The following is an 18,006-nucleotide window of genomic DNA, read 5'->3' on the forward strand; positions in this document are numbered from 1 at the left end:
TGCACCTGATTTTATATTGAGCGGGAAAAAGTCATGTCCAAGCGGGATTACTACGAAGTATTAGGGGTTTCTAAAACGATTAGCGACTCTGAGTTAAAAATTACCTACCGGCGTTTGGCTATGAAATATCACCCTGACCGTAATCCGGGTGATGCTGAGTCAGAGGCAAAGTTTAAAGAATGCAAAGAAGCTTATGAGGTCTTATCTGATCCGAATAAGCGAGCTGTGTATGATCAATATGGTCATGAGGGCATCAATGCTTCTGCTGGCAGTAGTGGGCGTAGTGGTGGCGGATTTGGGGACATATTCGATGATATGTTCGGCGATATTTTTGGCGGTGGACGTCGTAGTGGTAATCGCGCTTATCGGGGCAGTGATTTACAGTACAACTTAGAGCTGAGCTTGGAGGAAGCCGTTTTCGGTACTTCGGTTGATATTCGGATTTCGAGTTTACAAAACTGTGAGACGTGTCATGGCACGGGCGCTAAAAAAGGTACTCACCCGCAAACCTGCTCTACCTGTCATGGGCAGGGGCAAATTCGTTTACAACAGGGATTTTTCTCTGTGCAGCAAACCTGTCCACAATGTCGCGGGACAGGGAAAATTATTCCCGATCCTTGCCCTGATTGTCATGGTCAAGGCCGTACTGAAACCCAAAGAACCCTATCCGTTAAAATCCCTATGGGCGTTGATACCGGCGACCGTATTCGCTTAAGTGGTGAGGGTGAGGCGGGTATGAATGGTGGGCCTGCGGGCGATTTATATGTACAGATTTATATTAAAGCGCATGAACTCTTCACCCGTGAAGGCGATAACTTATATTGCGAAGTCCCCATTCGTTTTACTACAGCCGCATTAGGGGGCGAGTTAGAAGTACCGAGTTTAGAAGGTACAGTTAATCTCAAAATCCCAGCAGAAACCCAAACGGGTAAGAAATTCCGTTTGCGCGGTAAGGGTGTTAAATCAGTACGCAGTGCAACGGTGGGGGATTTGATTTGCTCCGTTGTGGTAGAAACGCCTGTGAATCTCACCAAACGCCAGCGTGAGCTATTGGATGAGTTAGCAATAACCATGGATGAGGGGGGGCAGCGCCATAGTCCACAGGAGCATAGTTGGGTAGATAAAGCAAAAACCTTCTTTGAAGATGTAAAAGATTGGTTCGATGCCGAAAAATCAGGTAAAAAGCCAGAGTAAGCAAGCGAATTAACCAAAGGACATCAACATGACACGTATTGCCATTGTAGGCGCAGCAGGACGTATGGGGCGCAATCTGGTTGAGGTGTGCTCTCAGCAAGAAGGTCTGGAAGTCACGGTTGTCACAGAGCAACCCCATCACCCGCTCATAGGGGCAGATATTGGTGAGATTATAGGGATTGGTAAAAAGGGTGTATTACTAGCCCCTTCATTAGATCAGGCCGCGCTTGATTTTGATGTACTGATTGATTTCACTCGCCCTGAGCCTTGTTTAGAGCACCTACAATGGTGTGTGGCACATAATAAAAAAATGGTGATTGGTACTACAGGCTTTGATGCTGCAGGTAAAGCACAAATCACCGAAGCCGCACAAAAAATTGCCATTATGTTTGCCCCGAATATGAGTGTAGGCGTCAACCTATGTTTCAAATTATTAGCCATGGCTGCTAAAGTATTCGGCGATGAAGTTGATATTGAAATCGTCGAAGCGCATCACCGTCATAAGGTCGACGCTCCCTCTGGTACAGCACTCAGAATGGGTGAAGTTATCGCCGATACACTAGAGCGCGATTTAGCCGAATGTGCGGTCTATGGGCGTGAGGGTATTACCGGCGAGCGTGATCGTAAAACCATTGGTTTTGCCACCGTGCGCGGGGGCGATATTGTGGGTGAGCATACGGTCATGTTTATAGATGAAGGTGAGCGTGTGGAGATTACCCATAAAGCCACTAGCCGCTCTAATTTTGCTAAAGGTGCAGCCCGTGCAGCGGCTTGGTTAAGCACACAGCCTCAGGGATTATTTGATATGCAAGATGTCTTAGGATTGAAGTAATGGATAATAAAACGACTACTCCCGTTAAAATTTGGGATATACCGATTCGCGTCTTTCATTGGCTGATTGTGGCAGCTATGGCGTTTTTATGGTGGTCGGGTGAAACCGGCGGTTTTGCTATGGAATGGCATATGTTAGTAGGGGTTGTTGTCCTTGCTTTAGTGCTATTCCGTCTCGTATGGGGCTTTATTGGAAGCGATACCGCGCGTTTTAGCCAATTCCTTAAGTCACCTATGGCGGCAATTCATCATTTACTAGAGTTACCTCGGCGTACCACGGCTTATCATGCAGGGCATAATGCCTTAGGAGGATGGGTGGTCGTGGTGATTTTAGGTTTATTATTAGTACAGACGATTACGGGCTTATTTGCGACCGATGATATCTTGGTTGATGGGCCTTTACGTTCCTTAGTGAGTTCTAGTACGGCTGAGACCTTAACTAGTGTGCATCGTTTGGTGTTTAATTTATTGTTATTAGTTGCCTCGGTGCATATAGCGGCGGTGTTATTTTATTACTTCTATAAACACACTAATTTGATTAAGGCGATGGTATTAGGTAGTGCTGATTGGCCTGCTGATCAATCTAAACCGATGTTGGTCTTTAAAAGTACAGCATTAGGATTAGGTGTGATGGTGGCGTGTTATGCTGTGGTACGAGTGGTATTAATGTTATTACACTAAGATCAAAAAGTCCCCTTCGCTATGAAGGGGACTTGCTAACTCAATGAGTTTAACTCATTAGTCTTCACGATATTCTTTATGGCAAGCTTTGCAAGTTTCAGCTACTTTACCAAATACGGGTTTAATCTGTTCCATATCACCCGTATCGGCAGCTTTCACTAAATTAGCGGCTTCAACCTGAAAGGCTTCTAACTTAGATTTGAAGCCCTCTGGGTCTGTCCAAATATTAGGTTTCGCTTCGCTATCGTCCGTTATGCTGTCTTTTAATTCAAAACCACGGCCTACAATTTGGCTCATCATCGCGACGACTTCAGCGTCCTTTTTGAATTCGCCAGCATTAAATTCTGTTGCGCCCTTCACCATAGCGCCCATACGCCCAAAATGAGTTTTGGTGATGGTGTACGCTCCTTGGCGATATTCAACGGCGGCCTCTGCGGGTGATTCCTCTGCATAAACAGCGCTAGATAGTCCCAATATAGCAGCAGCTAAAGTTAGCGGGAGAATCATTTTTTTTAACATACTCATTGGCTCCTTGTTTTATAGGTAGGTTACATTCACATAAATTGAACAACCCAGCTAAATAGTGGCAAATGTTATGCAGACCTGCAACTCAAACTTTCAGGCGAGAGTTTATACTTTAGGCTGCCTTAAAGTGCGAACACAGAGTATGATGTTGGGCAGTGAGCTAAGTATTAGCACTAGTAATTCAGGATCAGCGCTGGGTAAGCGTTGAGTATTTTTATAGTTTTATGACGATTTGAGTATGTCTGGAAATACATTTGGAAAATTATTCACGGTCACGTCCTTTGGTGAGAGTCATGGCCCTGCCATTGGCTGCATTGTTGATGGCTGTCCCCCCGGATTAGTATTAAATGAAGAGGATTTACAACGGGACTTAGATCGTCGCAAGCCGGGTCAAAGCCGCCACACCACACAACGCCGCGAAGGGGATCAGGTACAAATCTTATCGGGCTTGTTTAAAGGCGTTACAACCGGCACACCGATTGCCCTGATCATCAATAATGAAGATCAGCGCTCTAAAGATTACAGCGATATTATGGATAAATTTCGCCCCGGACATGCGGATTACACTTATTACAAAAAATATGGCATACGCGATTATCGTGGCGGCGGGCGCTCCTCTGCTCGTGAAACAGCCGCGCGCGTTGCAGCCGGTGGGATTGCGAAGAAATACCTATCTGAACTGTATGGGATTGAGGTTCGAGGCTATTTAGCACAATTAGGGTCGATTGAGATTGGATTTGATGACTTTGATTGGGAAGAAACCAATCGCAATCCTTTCTTTAGTCCGAGCGCTAAAGCGGTTCCTGCCATGGAGCAATACATGGATGAGATTCGCAAAGAGGGGAATTCGGTAGGAGCCTTACTGACTATCGTGGCACAAAACGTACCGCCCGGTTGGGGTGAGCCGGTATTTGATCGTTTAGATGCCGATATTGCCCATGCCATGATGAGCATTAATGCGGCTAAAGGGGTGGAGATTGGGGCAGGTTTCCATGCTGTGATGCAAAAGGGCACCGAGCACCGTGATGAAATGACACCGACCGGCTTTTTAAGTAATCATGCAGGTGGCATTTTAGGTGGGATTTCGACCGGGCAAGACATTTTAGTGAATGTGGCCTTTAAGCCGACCTCTAGTCTACGGATTCCGGGGCGCACTATTAATCTACAAAATGAGCCAGTAGAGGTGGTTACCACCGGACGCCATGATCCTTGTGTTGGTATTCGTGCCACGCCTATTTGCGAGGCTATGCTGGCGCTAACTTTAATGGATCATCTCATGCGTCATCGGGCACAAAATTTATATGTTGAAACCGATTTGCCCGATATTCCACCAGGTGTTTAAGCCAATAAGATACTAGACTAAGCGAGGCAATCGTGTCTTGCTTAGTTTACAGTGTTTATCTCGATTGAAAGGGTGATGGGGCGGATGGGTTCTGCGACAGATTTAGATCAGCTAGGTTTATTATTAAAGGATTATCCTTATGCTGTACAGGTGTTAGCACATATTGATTCCACGAATCGTTGGCTCTTAGAGCAAGGGTCGCATGGAATGGTGTGTGTCGCTGATCAGCAAACAGCAGGGCGGGGGCGGCGGGGACGGGTTTGGCAATCACCGCAAGGGGTCAATCTTTATCTATCCTTACGTTGGCATTTTCAGATTCAGCCTAAGCATTATTCATGGTTGAGTCTAATGGTGGCGGTCGTAGTTGCTGAGGTATTGCAACGCCAAGGAGTGCAGGGGCATCAAATTAAGTGGCCTAATGATTTGTATTATCAGGGTAAAAAGTTTGGCGGGATTTTATTACAAACTACACAACGCCTTGAGCAAGTGGTGGTAGGTATTGGGCTGAATGTGAATATGGAGGCCAATCCTGAGGAATCTATTGATCAGCCATGGTGTAGTCTGAAAGCTATTACCCACCAAACCTTTGATCGTGCGAAGTTAGCAGCGGAATTGGTGCGAGAATTAAGTCGCTATCTAGAGCGTTTCGGGGACTTGGATTTGGATACCTTACTGTATGTTTGGCAGCGCTGGGATATGCTCGGTCAACGTTCAGTACTTGTGCAGGCAAGCACTCATACACTCAGCGGCATTGCTTGTGGGTTAGATAGTCAAGGGCGGCTATTAGTATTAGATAATAATGGAACCTTACAGGCCTTTTCTTCAGCAGATGTTTCGGTGCGCCTGTGACAACTCTCCTCCTTGATGCTGGTAATACCCGCCTTAAATGGGCACTTTATAATAATCAGGTTACAGCTAAAGCATTCCCGTCTATGCAAACGCTAGACTATCAGCTTGAGGGTAATAATCCTTTGGGCTTAGCTGGTTTGCAACAGGTGCTACAGCAACATCCTACTATTCAAAATATAGTAGCAGTGCATGTTTTAGGGGCTGACTTTGAACAGTCTTTACAAGCCTTGGCACAAGATCACCATCTACCTCTACAGTGTGTGAAAAGCCAAGCCCAAGGTTTTGGCATACAAGTCGCTTATCATCAACCCGAACGCTTGGGAGCAGATCGTTTTGTAGCTTTGGTAGCCGCACATCATTTATATCCCCAACAAGCTTGTATTGTGATTGATGCGGGTACAGGTGTGACTATTGATGCGCTCTTAGCCTCAGGTGAGCATCAAGGCGGACTGATTCTACCCGGTTTACGCGTGAGTGGTCAGGCGTTGATTCAACGGGCTAAGGCAAGCCATTTGGCGCAGTCGTTTGATGCTATAGAGCTATTTGCTAAAGATACGATTCAAGGCATTGGTAGTGGGAGTGTATTTGGGTTAGTGGGAGCCTTAGAGGGTATTACCTGGCGCATGGAGCAGGCCATGGGTGTACCCGTACAGCGTATCCTTACGGGCGGGGATAGCGCATTATTAAAACAATATCTCGGTGCGGACTATCAGTATGTACCACAATTAATCATGCAAGGGCTGCAAGTGATTACGGAGTTGTCATGAATTATGCCCTAGTGTTATTGATTGTGCTGAATCTATCTGTATTGGCATGGAATGTGTTGTTAGCTCCTGCCCATAATAGACCTGAAATTCCCTTAACTTTGCCGAATATCCCTGAACTGGTGCGGGTGGATAAAGTACCGGGGGAAGCGGTGTATAGCAGTCAATTAGCACCTTCTCAAAGTAGCTGTTTTACCATAGGCCCTTATGCTAGTCAGCAGGCAGCCCTATTAGTACAAGAAAAAATTAATAACTATGGCCTAGCCGTTAAGATGCGGGCGATTCGTAGTATGGAAACGCTCAATTTCTTGGTTTACATTCCTGCTTTTGCCAGTGCTACGGAGGCGCAAAAGGTTATTGAGGATATGAAGCGCTTTAAGGTAACAGATGCGGTAATTATCAATGAAGGAGCCTATCAAAACGCTATCTCATTGGGATTATTTACCAATCTAACCTTGGCTAAACGCCAGACGGAATATGTGCGCTATTTAGGTTATGATGCCCGCTTTACTGAGCAAAAAGCTGCACGAGAGGTTTTTTGGCTGGACTATGATGAGCCATTAGGAAGCAATACCCCCGTTCCAGCATGGAGTAAAGCGATTGATGCCAGTACTAATGTGCAAAAAATCCCTCGCGCCTGCCAGTCCTAACTAAACGCTAAATCTTACCATACCAAGGGAGTGACCTATGAAAAGTCTATTAGTTGTCGCACATGGTAGCCGTAAAGAGCAGTCTAATAATGAAATACGCCAATTAGCTCAACGCCTACAAGAGCAGTCTGATAGTTTCACTAGGGTAAGCTGCGCCTTTCTTGAATTGGCTGAGCCTTCTATTCCCGATGGTATTCAGACCTGCATTGATCAAGGAGCAACAGAGGTATTAGTATTGCCTTATTTCTTATCAGCAGGGCGGCATGTGAGCCATGATGTGCCGAGTCTAGTTCACCAAAAACGTTTAGAACATCCCACTATTGCTATTAAAATGGCAAGTTATTTAGGGGTAGCTAAAGGATTAGAGAGGCTAATATTGGCGACGGCGGAGCAAGTGCAATGTGAGCGTTGTAAGGCAAGTATAATCTGCGACTATCCAAGCTGTATTATAGCGGAGGGCTAAAGACAAAAAATGGGTGCTACCAGTATGTCGTATGAAGCTAGCGACCTTGAACCAATGGTTCAAGTGGGTACTAGTGTAGATTCATTAGGCTTACCGATAAACGGTCATGCACACCAAGCCTACAAACTAATTCCCGGGGTAGAGTATTAGGCTCAAGGATATTACCCACTTCATTACGAGCACTCCAGAAAGCACCCTTGCTCAGAATACTACCCGATTGACCTAAGGATGGAAAGTAAAACCCGATGATTAAACCCATATCTTTTTGGTTAGGCCTACGGCAGGTGCTGCTGCAAGTTAAATATCTAGTTATGGCTCTAACTTACGATATTTATCGCGGGCAAATTATGTTACGAGCGACCGGATTAGTGTATACCACCTTATTATCCTTAGTACCTTTATTAGCCTTAGGTTTTTCCGTTTTAAAGGGATTTGGTGTACATAATCAATTAGAACCCTTATTAATAAAATTCTTAGCACCATTAGGGGATAAGGCAAGTGGGATCAGTAATCAAGTATTAGCGTTCGTTGATAATGTCAAGGTGGGTGTATTAGGGATTGTAGGCTTTACTATTTTACTTTACACCGTCGTAGGATTATTGCGCCAAGTGGAGGATGCTTTTAATTATGTCTGGGATGTAGAGGAGGGGCGCTCTTTATTATATCAGGTACGTGATTATTTGGGCACGGTATTTGTAGGGCCTATTATTGCTTTTTCAGCATTCGGTATCTGGGGCGCTATTCAAGAAACCTCACTGATTCATGAGTTATTAGAATTAGAATATTTGGCTGGATTATGGGGGAATATAGGTTTATTAATACCTACCTTAATACTGATGTTGGGTTTTTTTATTGTTTTTATGTTAATGCCTAATACTAAAGTACATTGGGAGGCTGCTTTGGGTGGGGCAGCCTTTGCAGCGGTGACTTGGCAAGTGGCAGGGTATATTTTTGCGGTGTTTGTGGTGAGTTCTGGGCAACAAACAGCAATTTATTCCATCTTTGCGGGGTTGTTCTTATTAATGCTCTGGATGTACTTAGGTTGGTTGATTGTTTTGGTAGGCGCACGCTTAGCCTATTATTTACAATACCCTAATACCGTCAAAGCGAATCTAGCTCAAGAAGAATTGACCCCTTATGCACGTGCTGGTATTACACTGGATATTTTAATTATGGTTACTCAACGCTTTATCAATGGACAAAACCCAATAAGCTATGAAGAGGTAACTAAAATCATGCCGCACTCTAGGCTCGTATTGAATAAAATACTAATAGATCTCAAGCAAGAAAATATTGTTTATCATAATAATCTAGAAAATGATTTTCTAATTTTACTCCAAGATCCACGTAGTATTAAAGTTAGTCAATTGATAAAATTTATTTGGTATGGGGCTAATAATCAAACGCCAGACAATCTAGAAGATCATTTTCAGAATTTACATCTAGAATTAAATTTACCTAATATTTCAATAGATTCTACAATTTATGAGTTGAGCGTGTCAGACTCAGCTAAGTAGGCACGCACAAGTACTTATGGGCTTTAGGATGAGGTGTTGGGTAGGTTTTTATTATATTGGCTGAGTAGCCAGTCTAGTTTATCCTGTAAATGCTGGAGCTGCTCATGGAGCGCGTGTTCATCGGTACTGAGTACGGTGGATTGTTGTAGGTTACGTAATTCATGCGCTAAATTAAGCGCTACCACAATAGCAATGCGATCGATGCCCATGATTTTACCGCCATCACGTAGGCGGCGCATTTCTCCATCGACGCGTTTAGCAGCATCAATCAAAGCAACTTGTTGACCGTCAGGGCAGGCAATAATGAACTCTTTATCGAGTATACGCACTTTGACCGGATTAATGCTGTTATCCATAGTTATTTAAGTTTGGGGTGATGTGGGCATTTGTTGTTTCAATTGGCTAATAATAGCCTCAATTTGAGCACATGCTTTAGTATTTTTCTGATCTAACAGTTGGCAGGTTTTGATGAGCTGTTTTTCCCGCTGGCGCAATGCTTCATTTTCACTCGCTAAATTGTCTATTAAGCGATGAAGTTGCTCAAGTTGTTTCTCTAGTGCACTAAAGCGGCTAGCAATTAATGGGGGTTGATTCAGTGTGGTCATACAACATCAATAGCAAACTGTGAGAGTAAAAGTAGGCGAAAAGCAGCCAATCGGCACATAATACACTTTTCAATCCTAAGGAGTACTGGTTTGAGTGACAAGCTACCTGATTTTTTAGTGCTGGAGCAAGCACTAGAACGAATTAATGCCGATCATACTGCATCAGAAGCCCAAGGGATGGCCTGTGGCATGTTAGCGGTTCAACGTGAAACCCGTTTAGTCCAGTGGTTAAAACAAGTATTGCCTTCTGCTGCTGATGCACAGGATGTCTATGTGCAAGAAGCCGCTAAAATGCTCACGCAACTATTCGAGCATGCTAAGAACTCGTTGAATAGTAATGAGTTGGCTTTTGAAATGTTATTGCCTCCAGAGGAGTTTGACTTAGATGAGCGGGTTTACTGCTTACAACAATGGTGTCAGGGCGTAGCCTTTGGGGTCGCAGCCTCTGGGTTGAAAACCCTCACCGATTTAAAACCAACCGCTAAGGAATGGTTTGAGGATATGGTGAAAATTGGAGCCTCTGGTGAGATGGATGTCACGGATGAGGACGAATCGGAGGCAGCCTTTGAAGAACTAAAATCCTTTTTAAGTGTAGGGATTTTAATGTTCAACGAGGAAAATCAGCCTATTGTGGGCAAGCCGCATCAAGCGCAAGATACTTTGCATTAATACTAATAAATAATTGAGGGTTAGACATGGCTGCCATGCCAGAAATCAGCTTTACAGAATATGCCGAACGTCGCCAACGAGTACTCAAACACATTGGGGCGGATAGTGTGGCTATTATTAATGCAAGCACACTCAAAACTCGTAATCATGATGCTGAGTATATCTTTCGCCAAGATAGTGATTTTTATTATTTAACCGGATTTAATGAGCCGGAAGCCGTGGCAGTGCTGATTCCTAATCGTGCTGAAGGCGAGTATGTATTATTTTGTCGCGAGCGTGATCCGGCTGCCGAACAATGGACGGGCTATCGAGCCGGTATTGAGGGAGCAAAGGCTAAATATGGTGCGAATGAGTCTTACCCTATTAGCCAACTAGCCGAGATTATGCCCAAACTCTTGGCGAATAAAGATTGCGTTTATTATCGCATGGGAATGGATTGGATCTTTGATAAGCAAGTCTTTACGTGGCTCAATGGTGTTCGTGCTCAAGTTCGCGCGGGGATTAAAGCGCCGACTACCTTCAAAATGCTAGATGAACTTGTACATGAGATGCGCCTGATTAAATCCGAAGCGGAGCTAGCGGTCATGCGCCATGCCGCGCAGATTGCAGCACAGGCACATACGCGAGCCATGCAAGTGTGCCAAACAGACATGTATGAGTATGAGGTAGAGGCCGTTATTGCCCATGAGTTTCGCCGTCATGGAATGGAAACCGCCTATACCTCGATTGTGGGGGGCGGTAAAAATGGCTGCATTTTGCATTATATTGAAAACCGTGACCCTCTGAATGCAGGGGATTTACTACTCATCGATGCGGGTGCTGAGTATCAATGTTATGCCAGTGATATTACTCGCACCTTCCCCGTGAATGGTAAGTTTTCGCCTGCCCAAAAAGCGCTGTATCAAGTGGTATTGGATGCTCAATATGCTGCCATTAATACCGTGCGCCCCGATGCTTTGTGGGACGATGTGCATCAAGCAGCCGTCAGTGTCTTGGTCGATGGCTTAATTAATCTGGGTTTATTGACCGAAGCCAAGGACAAAATACTCGCCGATAGTTTATACCGTAAGTTTTATATGCACCGCACCGGACATTGGTTAGGGTTGGATGTGCATGATGTAGGCGCTTATAAGGTAGAGGGTGAATGGCGACGTTTACAAGCAGGAATGGTCTTGACCGTAGAACCTGGGTTGTATATTCCTGCTGAAGAGGGAATTGATCCTAAGTGGTGGCATATTGGTATTCGTATTGAGGATGATGTGTTAGTCACCGAATCAGGATGCGAAGTGCTCACCGCAGGAGTAGTTAAAGAGATTAGTGCTATTGAGAGTTTAATGGCACAGGGCAAAGGCATATAGCTATGTTTGATGTAGTGATTGTGGGGGGGGGAATGGTGGGCGCAAGCCTTGCGGTAGCGCTTAAACCCCTAAATCTCAAAGTGGGATTGATTGAAGCGTTTGCATTGGAATCCAGCCAACAGCCTAGCTACGATGATCGTACCGTAGCCTTGTCGCATGGTTCGCGCTTGATTTATCAAGGTATGCGGCTTTGGTCAGAGATTGAGGCCGATAGTGAAGCGATTATGCATATTCACGTCTCTGATCGCGGTCACTTTGGTGCTACCCGCATTCACGCATCACAAGAAAACGTTCCTGCACTCGGCTATGTAGTAGAAAATCGCGTCCTCGGTCGAGTGCTATATCAGGCTTTACCGAGTGCCGAGTATTTTGAGCTATTGATGCCCGCTACGGTGGTCAAGGTTAGCCCAAGTACCGATCAGGTCGAGGTGGTCATTCAAGAGGGGGATAGTACGCGCACCCTCAATACTAAACTGTTAGTGGTTGCCGATGGAGCGCGTTCACCGATTCGTGAGCAATTGGGGATTAGTACAACACAGCGCGATTATGGTCAAACCGCCATTATCACGAATGTCTCCACCGAATACTTGCCGAATCAAACCGCCTATGAACGTTTTACCTCTAAGGGGCCTATTGCCTTATTACCCATGACACAGCAACGGTATTCGGTGGTCTGGACGCTGCCTCATGCGCAGGTAGCTGAGGTGATGAATAAGTCTGATGAGGCGTTTTTAGCCCAATTGCAAGCAGCCTTTGGTTATCGGCAAGGGCGCTTTACAAAGGTCGGGAAGCGGGCGGCCTATCCTCTTACTTTAGTTAAAACCACACAGGAAACGGCTACACGTTCCATTATTATGGGAAATGCGTCCCATGCGATTCACCCCGTTGCGGGACAGGGTTTGAATTTATCCTTACGGGATGTCGCTGTATTAGCGGATCTCTTAGCCGAGGCAGTGGCTAATCAAACAGATATTGGCTCGGATGTTTTATTAGCGAACTATGCTGCGGCTCGTGAGCAGGATTATCGGCAGACGATTACCTATACCGATAGTTTGGTACGGTTGTTTTCTAATGATCATGGTTTATTAGGGCATTTACGCGCCGGTGGTTTGAGCGTGATGGATCGAGTGCCACCTTTGCGGCGTTGGGTGACTCAGCAAAGTATGGGGATAAATCAACGTAAAGCGCGATTAGCACGCGGAGCGGAGTTACGAGTATGAGTGAATACTTTGATGTAGTCATTGTCGGGGGCGGCATGGTCGGAGGGGCGTTAGCCGCTTTATTAGGGCAAGCCGGTAAACGGGTAGCTGTGTTAGAAACAGCACTGGCAACCGAGCTAGAGCCTAATAGTCCCTATGAATTACGGGTGAGTGCTTTAAGTCGTGCCTCTGAACATATCTTGCGTAAGGTTAAGGTATGGGAGGGGATAGTCAAACGTCGCTCTGCTCCCTATGAGTCTATGGTGGTTTGGGATAGTACAGGTTCGGGTGAAATTCGTTTTGATGCGGCGGACTTAGGCGAGACAGACTTAGGGCATATTATTGAAAATCGCGTGATTCAATTAGCGCTACAGGAGCGTTTGCTGGAGCTGGACGCTGTGAAAGTCTTTAGTCCGGTACAGTTTAAAAACGCAAGCTATACGGATAAAGGTTTAAGTGTTGAGTTAAGTACGGGGCAGATACTAGAAACAGCGCTATTAGTCGGAGCCGATGGTGCTAAGTCAGCGGTGCGGGATTGGGCGGCTATTGATATTAAGGTGACTGATTACGCTCAACAGGGTTTAGTTTGTGTCGTTCAGACTGAATTACCGCATCAATGGACGGCGTGGCAGCGTTTTATGCCGACTGGCCCCTTAGCTTTTTTGCCATTACCGGACCCACAATGTTGTTCGATTGTATGGACACTACCGGCTGATCAAGCGGATGCTTATGTCTTACAAGCAGAAAGCCTATTTAAACAGCATTTGGCTCAAGCCTTAGATTATCGGTTAGGACAGGTGTTGAGTGTGAGTGAGCGAGCAGCCTTTCCTTTAAAAGGGCGACATGCAGCGCAGTATTGTGCTGAGCGTGTGGTGTTGGTGGGGGATGCCGCACATACGATTCATCCTTTGGCGGGGCAAGGGGTGAATTTAGGGCTAAAAGATGTGGCTGAGTTAGCCGAGCAGTTATTGCAGGATAGTCAGCACTGGGCGAGTTTTAAGGTGCTGCGCCGTTATGAGCGAGCACGTAAGGCGGATAATGCCTTAACACTCCATAGTATGGAGGGCTTTAGCTTATTGTTTGGTAATAACATGCCGGTGTGGCAACTGCTACGTAATCAGGGCTTAAGTTTAGTGAATCAAATGTCGTGGGTGAAAGGACAGTTAGCACGACATGCCTTGGGTGTGGGGTGAATACTGGGCTTAAATTGCAGGGTTGATTTGAAAAAGGGTGAGTGTTCACCCTTTTTTATGTGGGGCTAATGTTGGCTAAGCATTGCTCAAGTTGATCAATCTGATGGTGATTTTCAAAGTAGTTTAGGAAACATTGGGCTTGTGAGTATTTGGGTTCGGGGAGCTGATTGATTCTGGGGCGGATTTCTTCAAAGCTCCATTCAAAAGTCACTTCAGGTGCTAAAGCACGAATGGCGTTGAGTACTTGCTCTAGGGAGAACTCATCTGCTACCCAGAGTAGGAAGGGCATAATGACAGATTCTTGTTGAGTATGATCGGTGCGAGCTAAGACTTGCTGGAGGAGTGGGATTGCTTCCTCGGTCTGACCAGAAGCGAGTAATAGTTCGGCTAGATTAGCGTTAGCCCTTTCACATTGCTGTTTTATTGCAGAGTGTTCTATGGCTTGGTAAGCGTTGAGTAGTTGTTTAAAAGTGCTAATGGCACCTGCCAAGTCATTTACACGCCCTAGTGTTACGCCTTTGTAGTAGAGCGCCTGAGCACACCATTCTTGAATAGCGGGAACGGTGGAGTCGTGAAAGTGCTGCCAGAGTAGGTTGTAGGTATCAATAGCGCCTTGCGGGTCATTGAATTTTTCACCTAGTGTTAGGCCCTTGCTGGTGAGCGCCTTGACACACGATTCTTGAATAGCGGGAGTGGTGGAGTTGTGAAAGTGTTGCCAGAGTAGATCGTAGGTATCGATAGTACCTTGCGGGTCATTGAATTTTTTACCTAGTGTTAGGCCCTTGCCGATGAGCGCCTTGACACACGATTCTTGAATAGCGGGAGTGGTGGAGCCATGAAAGTGTTGCCAGAGTAAATCATAGGTATCGATAGCGCCTTGCGGGTCATTGAGTTTTTCACTTAGAGTCCAGCCTTTGTTAACGAGCATCTTACTACAGATATTTTGTGCTTCAATATCAGGAGAGTGTTTAAATTTATCAAATAATTGATCAATAACACTAATTTTCTCGGTGGGATCATGGTGGGCAATTTGTAGTGCGTAATAATCTCCTACTAAACCATATTGATTAACACGTTGTTGCCAGTAATTAATTTCCCAAGGTGAAGTAACGATACCTTCAGCTAAGTCTTGATGTAGCTTATCCGTAGTAGCTGATCCTAACAGGGTATAAAAGCGTTGTTTTTCCCTCACTAATTGATTGCGTAAGTTTTGGATTGCTTCACTGGATAGTTCGTGAAGCCTATGGACAAATTGCCATTTTCTATTCAAATCGTAATAGGTAGAGCTACCAAATTCAAACCAAAAGGTTTTTTGGTCAATATTTTTATCAACTAATCCCACTCCCGACATCACACGCTGATAACAAGCTTCTGCCATCCATAAGGGGGGATAATTTGCCATATTGTGAGCGTAGGTCTGATTCAAGTACTCCCATAATTTCCCATGCAGCGCCCGCGTCTCCTCAGTCTCCAGCCAACCCTTACTCCGCGCATACGCTAACAATAAATCCCGAATCTCCTCATGCAACCGAAACTGCTGTCCACTCTTACGAAATACCCCTGCCAAATTAAAATTATGCAAAATCGCATTAGCTTGAGTCGGCTCAAATAGTTGGGTGACAATCCCCTTATCCAACACCCGTGGTAAGGCAATTTTCCAAGCCTGCCCTTCCAAATCCTGAATTGAGCGAGTCAGCGTTTGAATGAGTGCCAACTTACAACGCCCATGCTCAATCCCCTCATACATGCCCACATCAAACGGGTCTTCCTGCTCAAAACAGGTCTGCAAGTACTGTGGTTGCTGTGCTAACTCATTCAGGTCTTTACCTTCAGCCAATAAGTTTTCCAGCAGATTCATAGCCACCTGAAGCCATAATGGATTACCCCCAAACGATAAAGCGTCAAGTATTTGAATTAGGGCAGGGGATTGCTCAGGAATATAGGCACTTAAAGCCGGACGTTGTTGAGCCGCTTGGATTATTTCTGCCTCAGAAAAGCGCGGTAATTGACTATCAGCCTGACTACGAGGTACTTCACGTCCGCCGACTATTATGCGCCAACCGTGTTGAGCTAAATACTCTACTACGTCCGCTAGCCATTGAGCGGCTCGATAGGTTTTTTCACTCGCTTCACGGGCTTGCCCCATACCCAGCACTAGACGGCTTTTGAGGGTCAAATCAGCGCGTAAAATAGTTTCATAAGTATCAAGGAGACAAACAGGGCGATGCTTACCCGCAGCAACTAAGGCCTCTAACAAATATAACTCAGGATGAGCCGCAGCCGCTGCCTCACTCAATTGTGCCGCACTTCCAGCCACACCTTCAGCAAGACCCACCAGTATTTTTGCCCCACCCACGACGGCCTCACCTGCTGGAATCAAGTCTTTACTCAGCTCTAAAGCACCAACAATACCACCCGTAACGGTCTTAAATCCTTCGCCCGCTTTTTCTTTCCAGCTTTTGTTAGTTTTTTCAGTATCAAAAAACTGTGCAGCACGAGCAAAGGCTGCTAGTACCTCTAAACCTTGTGTAGAGGAAAAGCCTTCTAAATCTAACCAAATATTAGGACGTTGCTGCTCGGTACAGATGTGCTCAAATTGTTTGAGTAGCGTACTTTTACCAATACCGGGCTGTCCGGTAATACGCCAGATCGTACCGTGAGGGGCATTTAAGTAATCTTGAAAACGCTGAAGCCAAACTTCTCGTCCAATGAATTGCGGCATAGCTGACTGCTCCCAGTTGAGTCACTGGTAACATAGCATAAACCATAGTAAGCGAGAAAAGAGGATTTGTTAAATATTGTTAGGCTTTAGCAGATGGGTAATAAGGGAAGATAAAAGTTTGAAACTGACAAGGAGTAATCCATTTATGGATTGTTTGTCTGAGGAAGTGCCGAGAGCGAGACTCGAACTCGCACGTTGTCACCAACGGTGGATTTTGAATCCACTGCGTCTACCAATTCCGCCATCCCGGCATTAAGGCTGCATATTCTAACGTTTTTTAGCGCTTTGTCGATAGTTTTTTTGTATTATCTGCCCCCGTGTTTATTTGTTTGTTTCAATCCACGCCCCTAGAGGCAAATCTGGAAGAGGTGAGGAAGGGTTTAAACTTCTAGTTAGGCAAAATTGATGAAGCTAAGTGACTTTTATTACGAATTACCCCCAGAGCTAATTGCTCACTATCCCCTAGCCGAACGCTCGGCTAGTCGTCTGCTGGTGCTAGATGGTAATACAGGGGAATACCGTGATCAGCAATTTGCTGACATTATAGGCTTATTAAATGCAGGGGATTTATTAGTATTTAATAATACTCGTGTTATCCCTGCTCGCCTATATGGGCAGAAAAATACCGGCGGAAAAGTTGAGGTACTCATTGAGCGTATTCTTGATGAATATTCGGCATTAGCGCATATTCGGGCGAGTAAAGCCCCCAAGGTGGGTGCTCGCTTAACACTGGAGTCTGTTTTAGAAATAGAAATCACAGCTCGTCAGGATGATTTGTTTAAAATTAAACTCCTAGGTACGCTGCCATTCTTAACAGCACTTGAACAACATGGTCATATACCGCTACCGCCTTATATCACGCGGCAAGACGAAATCAGTGATCGTGAGCGTTATCAGACGGTATTTGCAGAGCGTCCGGGAGCGGTTGCCGCACCAACAGCAGGGTTACATTTTGATGAAGAAATTCTCCAGCGGCTAAAAGCTAAAGGGGTGGAATTTGCTTCGGTGACTTTGCATGTAGGTGCAGGAACTTTTCAGCCAGTGCGCGTCGATGATTTAACTGAGCATAAGATGCATACTGAATATGCAGAGGTGAGCAAAGAGACTTGTGCTGCCGTGCAGGCGTGTAAAGCTCGCGGTGGCAGAGTGATTGCAGTTGGTACAACGAGCGTGCGTAGCTTAGAGAGTGCGGCACGTTCGGGAGTATTAGAGCCTTTTTATGCCGATACCCAGTTGTTTATTAAGCCCGGTTTTCAGTTTAATGTGGTAGATGCGATGGTGACTAATTTTCATTTACCCGAATCAACTTTATTGATATTAGTCTCTGCTTTTGCCGGATATGCTAATATTTTCAAAGGTTATCAATATGCTGTTAAAGAGCATTATCGCTTCTTTAGTTATGGAGACGCGATGTTTTTAACCCGCAATGGGAACAATTAGTCAA

The 18,006-nt window shown here is 45.3% G+C and carries 18 protein-coding genes, 1 tRNA gene and 1 other RNA gene; 14 read left to right on the top strand and 6 right to left on the bottom strand.

The annotated features are described in order from the left end of the window. Positions 1-33: 33 nt before the first annotated feature. Genes dnaJ through A3IK_RS0117885 form a run of 3 tightly spaced genes read left to right on the top strand, consistent with a single transcriptional unit; the run spans position 34 to position 2,706 of the window. Positions 34-1,194: a molecular chaperone DnaJ gene (gene dnaJ / locus A3IK_RS0117875; RefSeq protein WP_020561343.1), complete on the top strand. Its 1,161-nt coding sequence runs from the start codon at positions 34-36 to the stop codon at positions 1,192-1,194. 28 nt (positions 1,195-1,222) lie between these two features. Next, positions 1,223-2,026 (top strand): 4-hydroxy-tetrahydrodipicolinate reductase, encoded by an 804-nt coding sequence (gene dapB / locus A3IK_RS0117880; protein WP_020561344.1) that lies wholly within the window; start codon positions 1,223-1,225, stop codon positions 2,024-2,026. Beyond that, positions 2,026-2,706: a cytochrome b/b6 domain-containing protein gene (locus A3IK_RS0117885; protein ID WP_020561345.1), complete on the top strand. Its 681-nt coding sequence runs from the start codon at positions 2,026-2,028 to the stop codon at positions 2,704-2,706. Before dapB ends, A3IK_RS0117885 begins: the two co-directional genes overlap by 1 nt. 57 nt (positions 2,707-2,763) lie before the next feature. Here A3IK_RS0117885 and A3IK_RS0117890 read toward each other — a convergent pair whose 3' ends face one another. Next, positions 2,764-3,225, bottom strand: a complete 462-nt coding sequence (locus tag A3IK_RS0117890) for a c-type cytochrome (protein ID WP_020561346.1) — start codon at positions 3,223-3,225, stop codon at positions 2,764-2,766. 244 nt (positions 3,226-3,469) lie between these two features. Here A3IK_RS0117890 and aroC point away from each other — a divergent pair, with 244 nt between their 5' ends. The 5 genes from aroC to A3IK_RS0117915 all read left to right on the top strand — a co-directional run bounded on the left by aroC (position 3,470) and on the right by A3IK_RS0117915 (position 7,299). Beyond that, a complete protein-coding gene (gene aroC, locus A3IK_RS0117895; RefSeq protein ID WP_020561347.1) occupies positions 3,470-4,573 on the top strand; it encodes a chorismate synthase in 1,104 nt (367 codons plus the stop codon). A gap of 84 nt (positions 4,574-4,657) precedes the next feature. After that, positions 4,658-5,422, top strand: coding sequence for a biotin--[acetyl-CoA-carboxylase] ligase (locus A3IK_RS0117900; protein ID WP_020561348.1), 765 nt, complete (start codon positions 4,658-4,660; stop codon positions 5,420-5,422). Then, a complete protein-coding gene (locus tag A3IK_RS19955; protein ID WP_051081589.1) occupies positions 5,419-6,189 on the top strand; it encodes a type III pantothenate kinase in 771 nt (256 codons plus the stop codon). The genes A3IK_RS0117900 and A3IK_RS19955 overlap by 4 nt, the downstream gene beginning before the upstream one ends. After that, positions 6,186-6,836 carry an SPOR domain-containing protein gene (locus A3IK_RS21440; protein ID WP_020561350.1) on the top strand — a complete coding sequence of 217 codons (651 nt, stop codon included), beginning with the start codon at positions 6,186-6,188 and terminating at the stop codon, positions 6,834-6,836. Before A3IK_RS19955 ends, A3IK_RS21440 begins: the two co-directional genes overlap by 4 nt. Before the next feature lie 37 nt (positions 6,837-6,873). Further along, positions 6,874-7,299 carry a sirohydrochlorin chelatase gene (locus tag A3IK_RS0117915; protein ID WP_020561351.1) on the top strand — a complete coding sequence of 142 codons (426 nt, stop codon included), beginning with the start codon at positions 6,874-6,876 and terminating at the stop codon, positions 7,297-7,299. Between the two features lie 13 nt (positions 7,300-7,312). Here the strand turns inward: A3IK_RS0117915 and ssrS are convergent. Then, positions 7,313-7,493, bottom strand: a non-coding RNA gene (ssrS, locus tag A3IK_RS21005) — 6S RNA. A 51-nt stretch (positions 7,494-7,544) separates the two neighbouring features. On the opposite strand from ssrS, the gene A3IK_RS19960 reads away from it, so the two are divergent. After that, positions 7,545-8,816 carry a YihY/virulence factor BrkB family protein gene (locus A3IK_RS19960; protein ID WP_020561353.1) on the top strand — a complete coding sequence of 424 codons (1,272 nt, stop codon included), beginning with the start codon at positions 7,545-7,547 and terminating at the stop codon, positions 8,814-8,816. Positions 8,817-8,839: 23 nt separating this feature from the next. Here A3IK_RS19960 and A3IK_RS0117930 read toward each other — a convergent pair whose 3' ends face one another. Then, positions 8,840-9,172: a cell division protein ZapA gene (locus tag A3IK_RS0117930; protein ID WP_020561354.1), complete on the bottom strand. Its 333-nt coding sequence runs from the start codon at positions 9,170-9,172 to the stop codon at positions 8,840-8,842. Positions 9,173-9,178: 6 nt separating this feature from the next. After that, positions 9,179-9,421 carry a hypothetical protein gene (locus A3IK_RS0117935; RefSeq protein WP_020561355.1) on the bottom strand — a complete coding sequence of 81 codons (243 nt, stop codon included), beginning with the start codon at positions 9,419-9,421 and terminating at the stop codon, positions 9,179-9,181. 90 nt (positions 9,422-9,511) lie between these two features. Between A3IK_RS0117935 and A3IK_RS0117940 the strand changes: the two genes are divergently transcribed. The 4 genes from A3IK_RS0117940 to A3IK_RS0117955 are packed head-to-tail and all read left to right on the top strand — an operon-like array spanning position 9,512 to position 13,840. Then, the gene (locus A3IK_RS0117940) at positions 9,512-10,090 is read left to right on the top strand and encodes a UPF0149 family protein (protein WP_020561356.1); all 579 of its coding nucleotides are present in this window, start codon (positions 9,512-9,514) and stop codon (positions 10,088-10,090) included. A gap of 26 nt (positions 10,091-10,116) precedes the next feature. Continuing rightward, positions 10,117-11,448 (top strand): Xaa-Pro aminopeptidase, encoded by a 1,332-nt coding sequence (gene pepP, locus A3IK_RS0117945; protein WP_020561357.1) that lies wholly within the window; start codon positions 10,117-10,119, stop codon positions 11,446-11,448. A 2-nt stretch (positions 11,449-11,450) separates the two neighbouring features. Further along, a complete protein-coding gene (gene ubiH / locus A3IK_RS0117950; RefSeq protein WP_020561358.1) occupies positions 11,451-12,668 on the top strand; it encodes a 2-octaprenyl-6-methoxyphenyl hydroxylase in 1,218 nt (405 codons plus the stop codon). Beyond that, positions 12,665-13,840 (top strand): UbiH/UbiF/VisC/COQ6 family ubiquinone biosynthesis hydroxylase, encoded by a 1,176-nt coding sequence (locus tag A3IK_RS0117955; protein WP_020561359.1) that lies wholly within the window; start codon positions 12,665-12,667, stop codon positions 13,838-13,840. The genes ubiH and A3IK_RS0117955 overlap by 4 nt, the downstream gene beginning before the upstream one ends. 55 nt (positions 13,841-13,895) lie before the next feature. Here the strand turns inward: A3IK_RS0117955 and A3IK_RS0117960 are convergent, their stop codons facing one another. Both A3IK_RS0117960 and A3IK_RS0117965 read right to left on the bottom strand, forming a co-directional pair. Then, positions 13,896-16,562, bottom strand: coding sequence for a tetratricopeptide repeat protein (locus A3IK_RS0117960; RefSeq protein WP_020561360.1), 2,667 nt, complete (start codon positions 16,560-16,562; stop codon positions 13,896-13,898). A 167-nt stretch (positions 16,563-16,729) separates the two neighbouring features. Continuing rightward, positions 16,730-16,813, bottom strand: a tRNA-Leu gene (locus A3IK_RS0117965). A 154-nt stretch (positions 16,814-16,967) separates the two neighbouring features. Between A3IK_RS0117965 and queA the strand changes: the two genes are divergently transcribed. After that, positions 16,968-18,002, top strand: a complete 1,035-nt coding sequence (gene queA, locus A3IK_RS0117970; RefSeq protein ID WP_020561361.1) for a tRNA preQ1(34) S-adenosylmethionine ribosyltransferase-isomerase QueA — start codon at positions 16,968-16,970, stop codon at positions 18,000-18,002. Positions 18,003-18,006 lie beyond the last annotated feature (4 nt).

The sequence above is a fragment of the Thiofilum flexile DSM 14609 genome (assembly GCF_000380185.1).
Classification (GTDB): Bacteria; Pseudomonadota; Gammaproteobacteria; order Thiotrichales; family Thiotrichaceae; genus Thiofilum; species Thiofilum flexile.

Excerpts from the sequence above, each read along its gene's own strand:
- dnaJ (WP_020561343.1), top strand. The coding sequence starts at position 34 with ATGTCCAAGCGGGATTACTACGAAGTATTAGGGGTTTCTAAAACGATT.
- dapB (WP_020561344.1), top strand. The coding sequence starts at position 1,223 with ATGACACGTATTGCCATTGTAGGCGCAGCAGGACGTATGGGGCGCAAT.
- A3IK_RS0117885 (WP_020561345.1), top strand. The coding sequence starts at position 2,026 with ATGGATAATAAAACGACTACTCCCGTTAAAATTTGGGATATACCGATT.
- A3IK_RS0117890 (WP_020561346.1), bottom strand. The coding sequence starts at position 3,225 with ATGTTAAAAAAAATGATTCTCCCGCTAACTTTAGCTGCTGCTATATTG.
- aroC (WP_020561347.1), top strand. The coding sequence starts at position 3,470 with ATGTCTGGAAATACATTTGGAAAATTATTCACGGTCACGTCCTTTGGT.
- A3IK_RS0117900 (WP_020561348.1), top strand. The coding sequence starts at position 4,658 with ATGGGTTCTGCGACAGATTTAGATCAGCTAGGTTTATTATTAAAGGAT.
- A3IK_RS21440 (WP_020561350.1), top strand. The coding sequence starts at position 6,186 with ATGAATTATGCCCTAGTGTTATTGATTGTGCTGAATCTATCTGTATTG.
- A3IK_RS0117915 (WP_020561351.1), top strand. The coding sequence starts at position 6,874 with ATGAAAAGTCTATTAGTTGTCGCACATGGTAGCCGTAAAGAGCAGTCT.
- A3IK_RS19960 (WP_020561353.1), top strand. The coding sequence starts at position 7,545 with ATGATTAAACCCATATCTTTTTGGTTAGGCCTACGGCAGGTGCTGCTG.
- A3IK_RS0117930 (WP_020561354.1), bottom strand. The coding sequence starts at position 9,172 with ATGGATAACAGCATTAATCCGGTCAAAGTGCGTATACTCGATAAAGAG.
- A3IK_RS0117935 (WP_020561355.1), bottom strand. The coding sequence starts at position 9,421 with ATGACCACACTGAATCAACCCCCATTAATTGCTAGCCGCTTTAGTGCA.
- pepP (WP_020561357.1), top strand. The coding sequence starts at position 10,117 with ATGGCTGCCATGCCAGAAATCAGCTTTACAGAATATGCCGAACGTCGC.
- ubiH (WP_020561358.1), top strand. The coding sequence starts at position 11,451 with ATGTTTGATGTAGTGATTGTGGGGGGGGGAATGGTGGGCGCAAGCCTT.
- A3IK_RS0117955 (WP_020561359.1), top strand. The coding sequence starts at position 12,665 with ATGAGTGAATACTTTGATGTAGTCATTGTCGGGGGCGGCATGGTCGGA.
- A3IK_RS0117960 (WP_020561360.1), bottom strand. The coding sequence starts at position 16,562 with ATGCCGCAATTCATTGGACGAGAAGTTTGGCTTCAGCGTTTTCAAGAT.
- queA (WP_020561361.1), top strand. The coding sequence starts at position 16,968 with ATGAAGCTAAGTGACTTTTATTACGAATTACCCCCAGAGCTAATTGCT.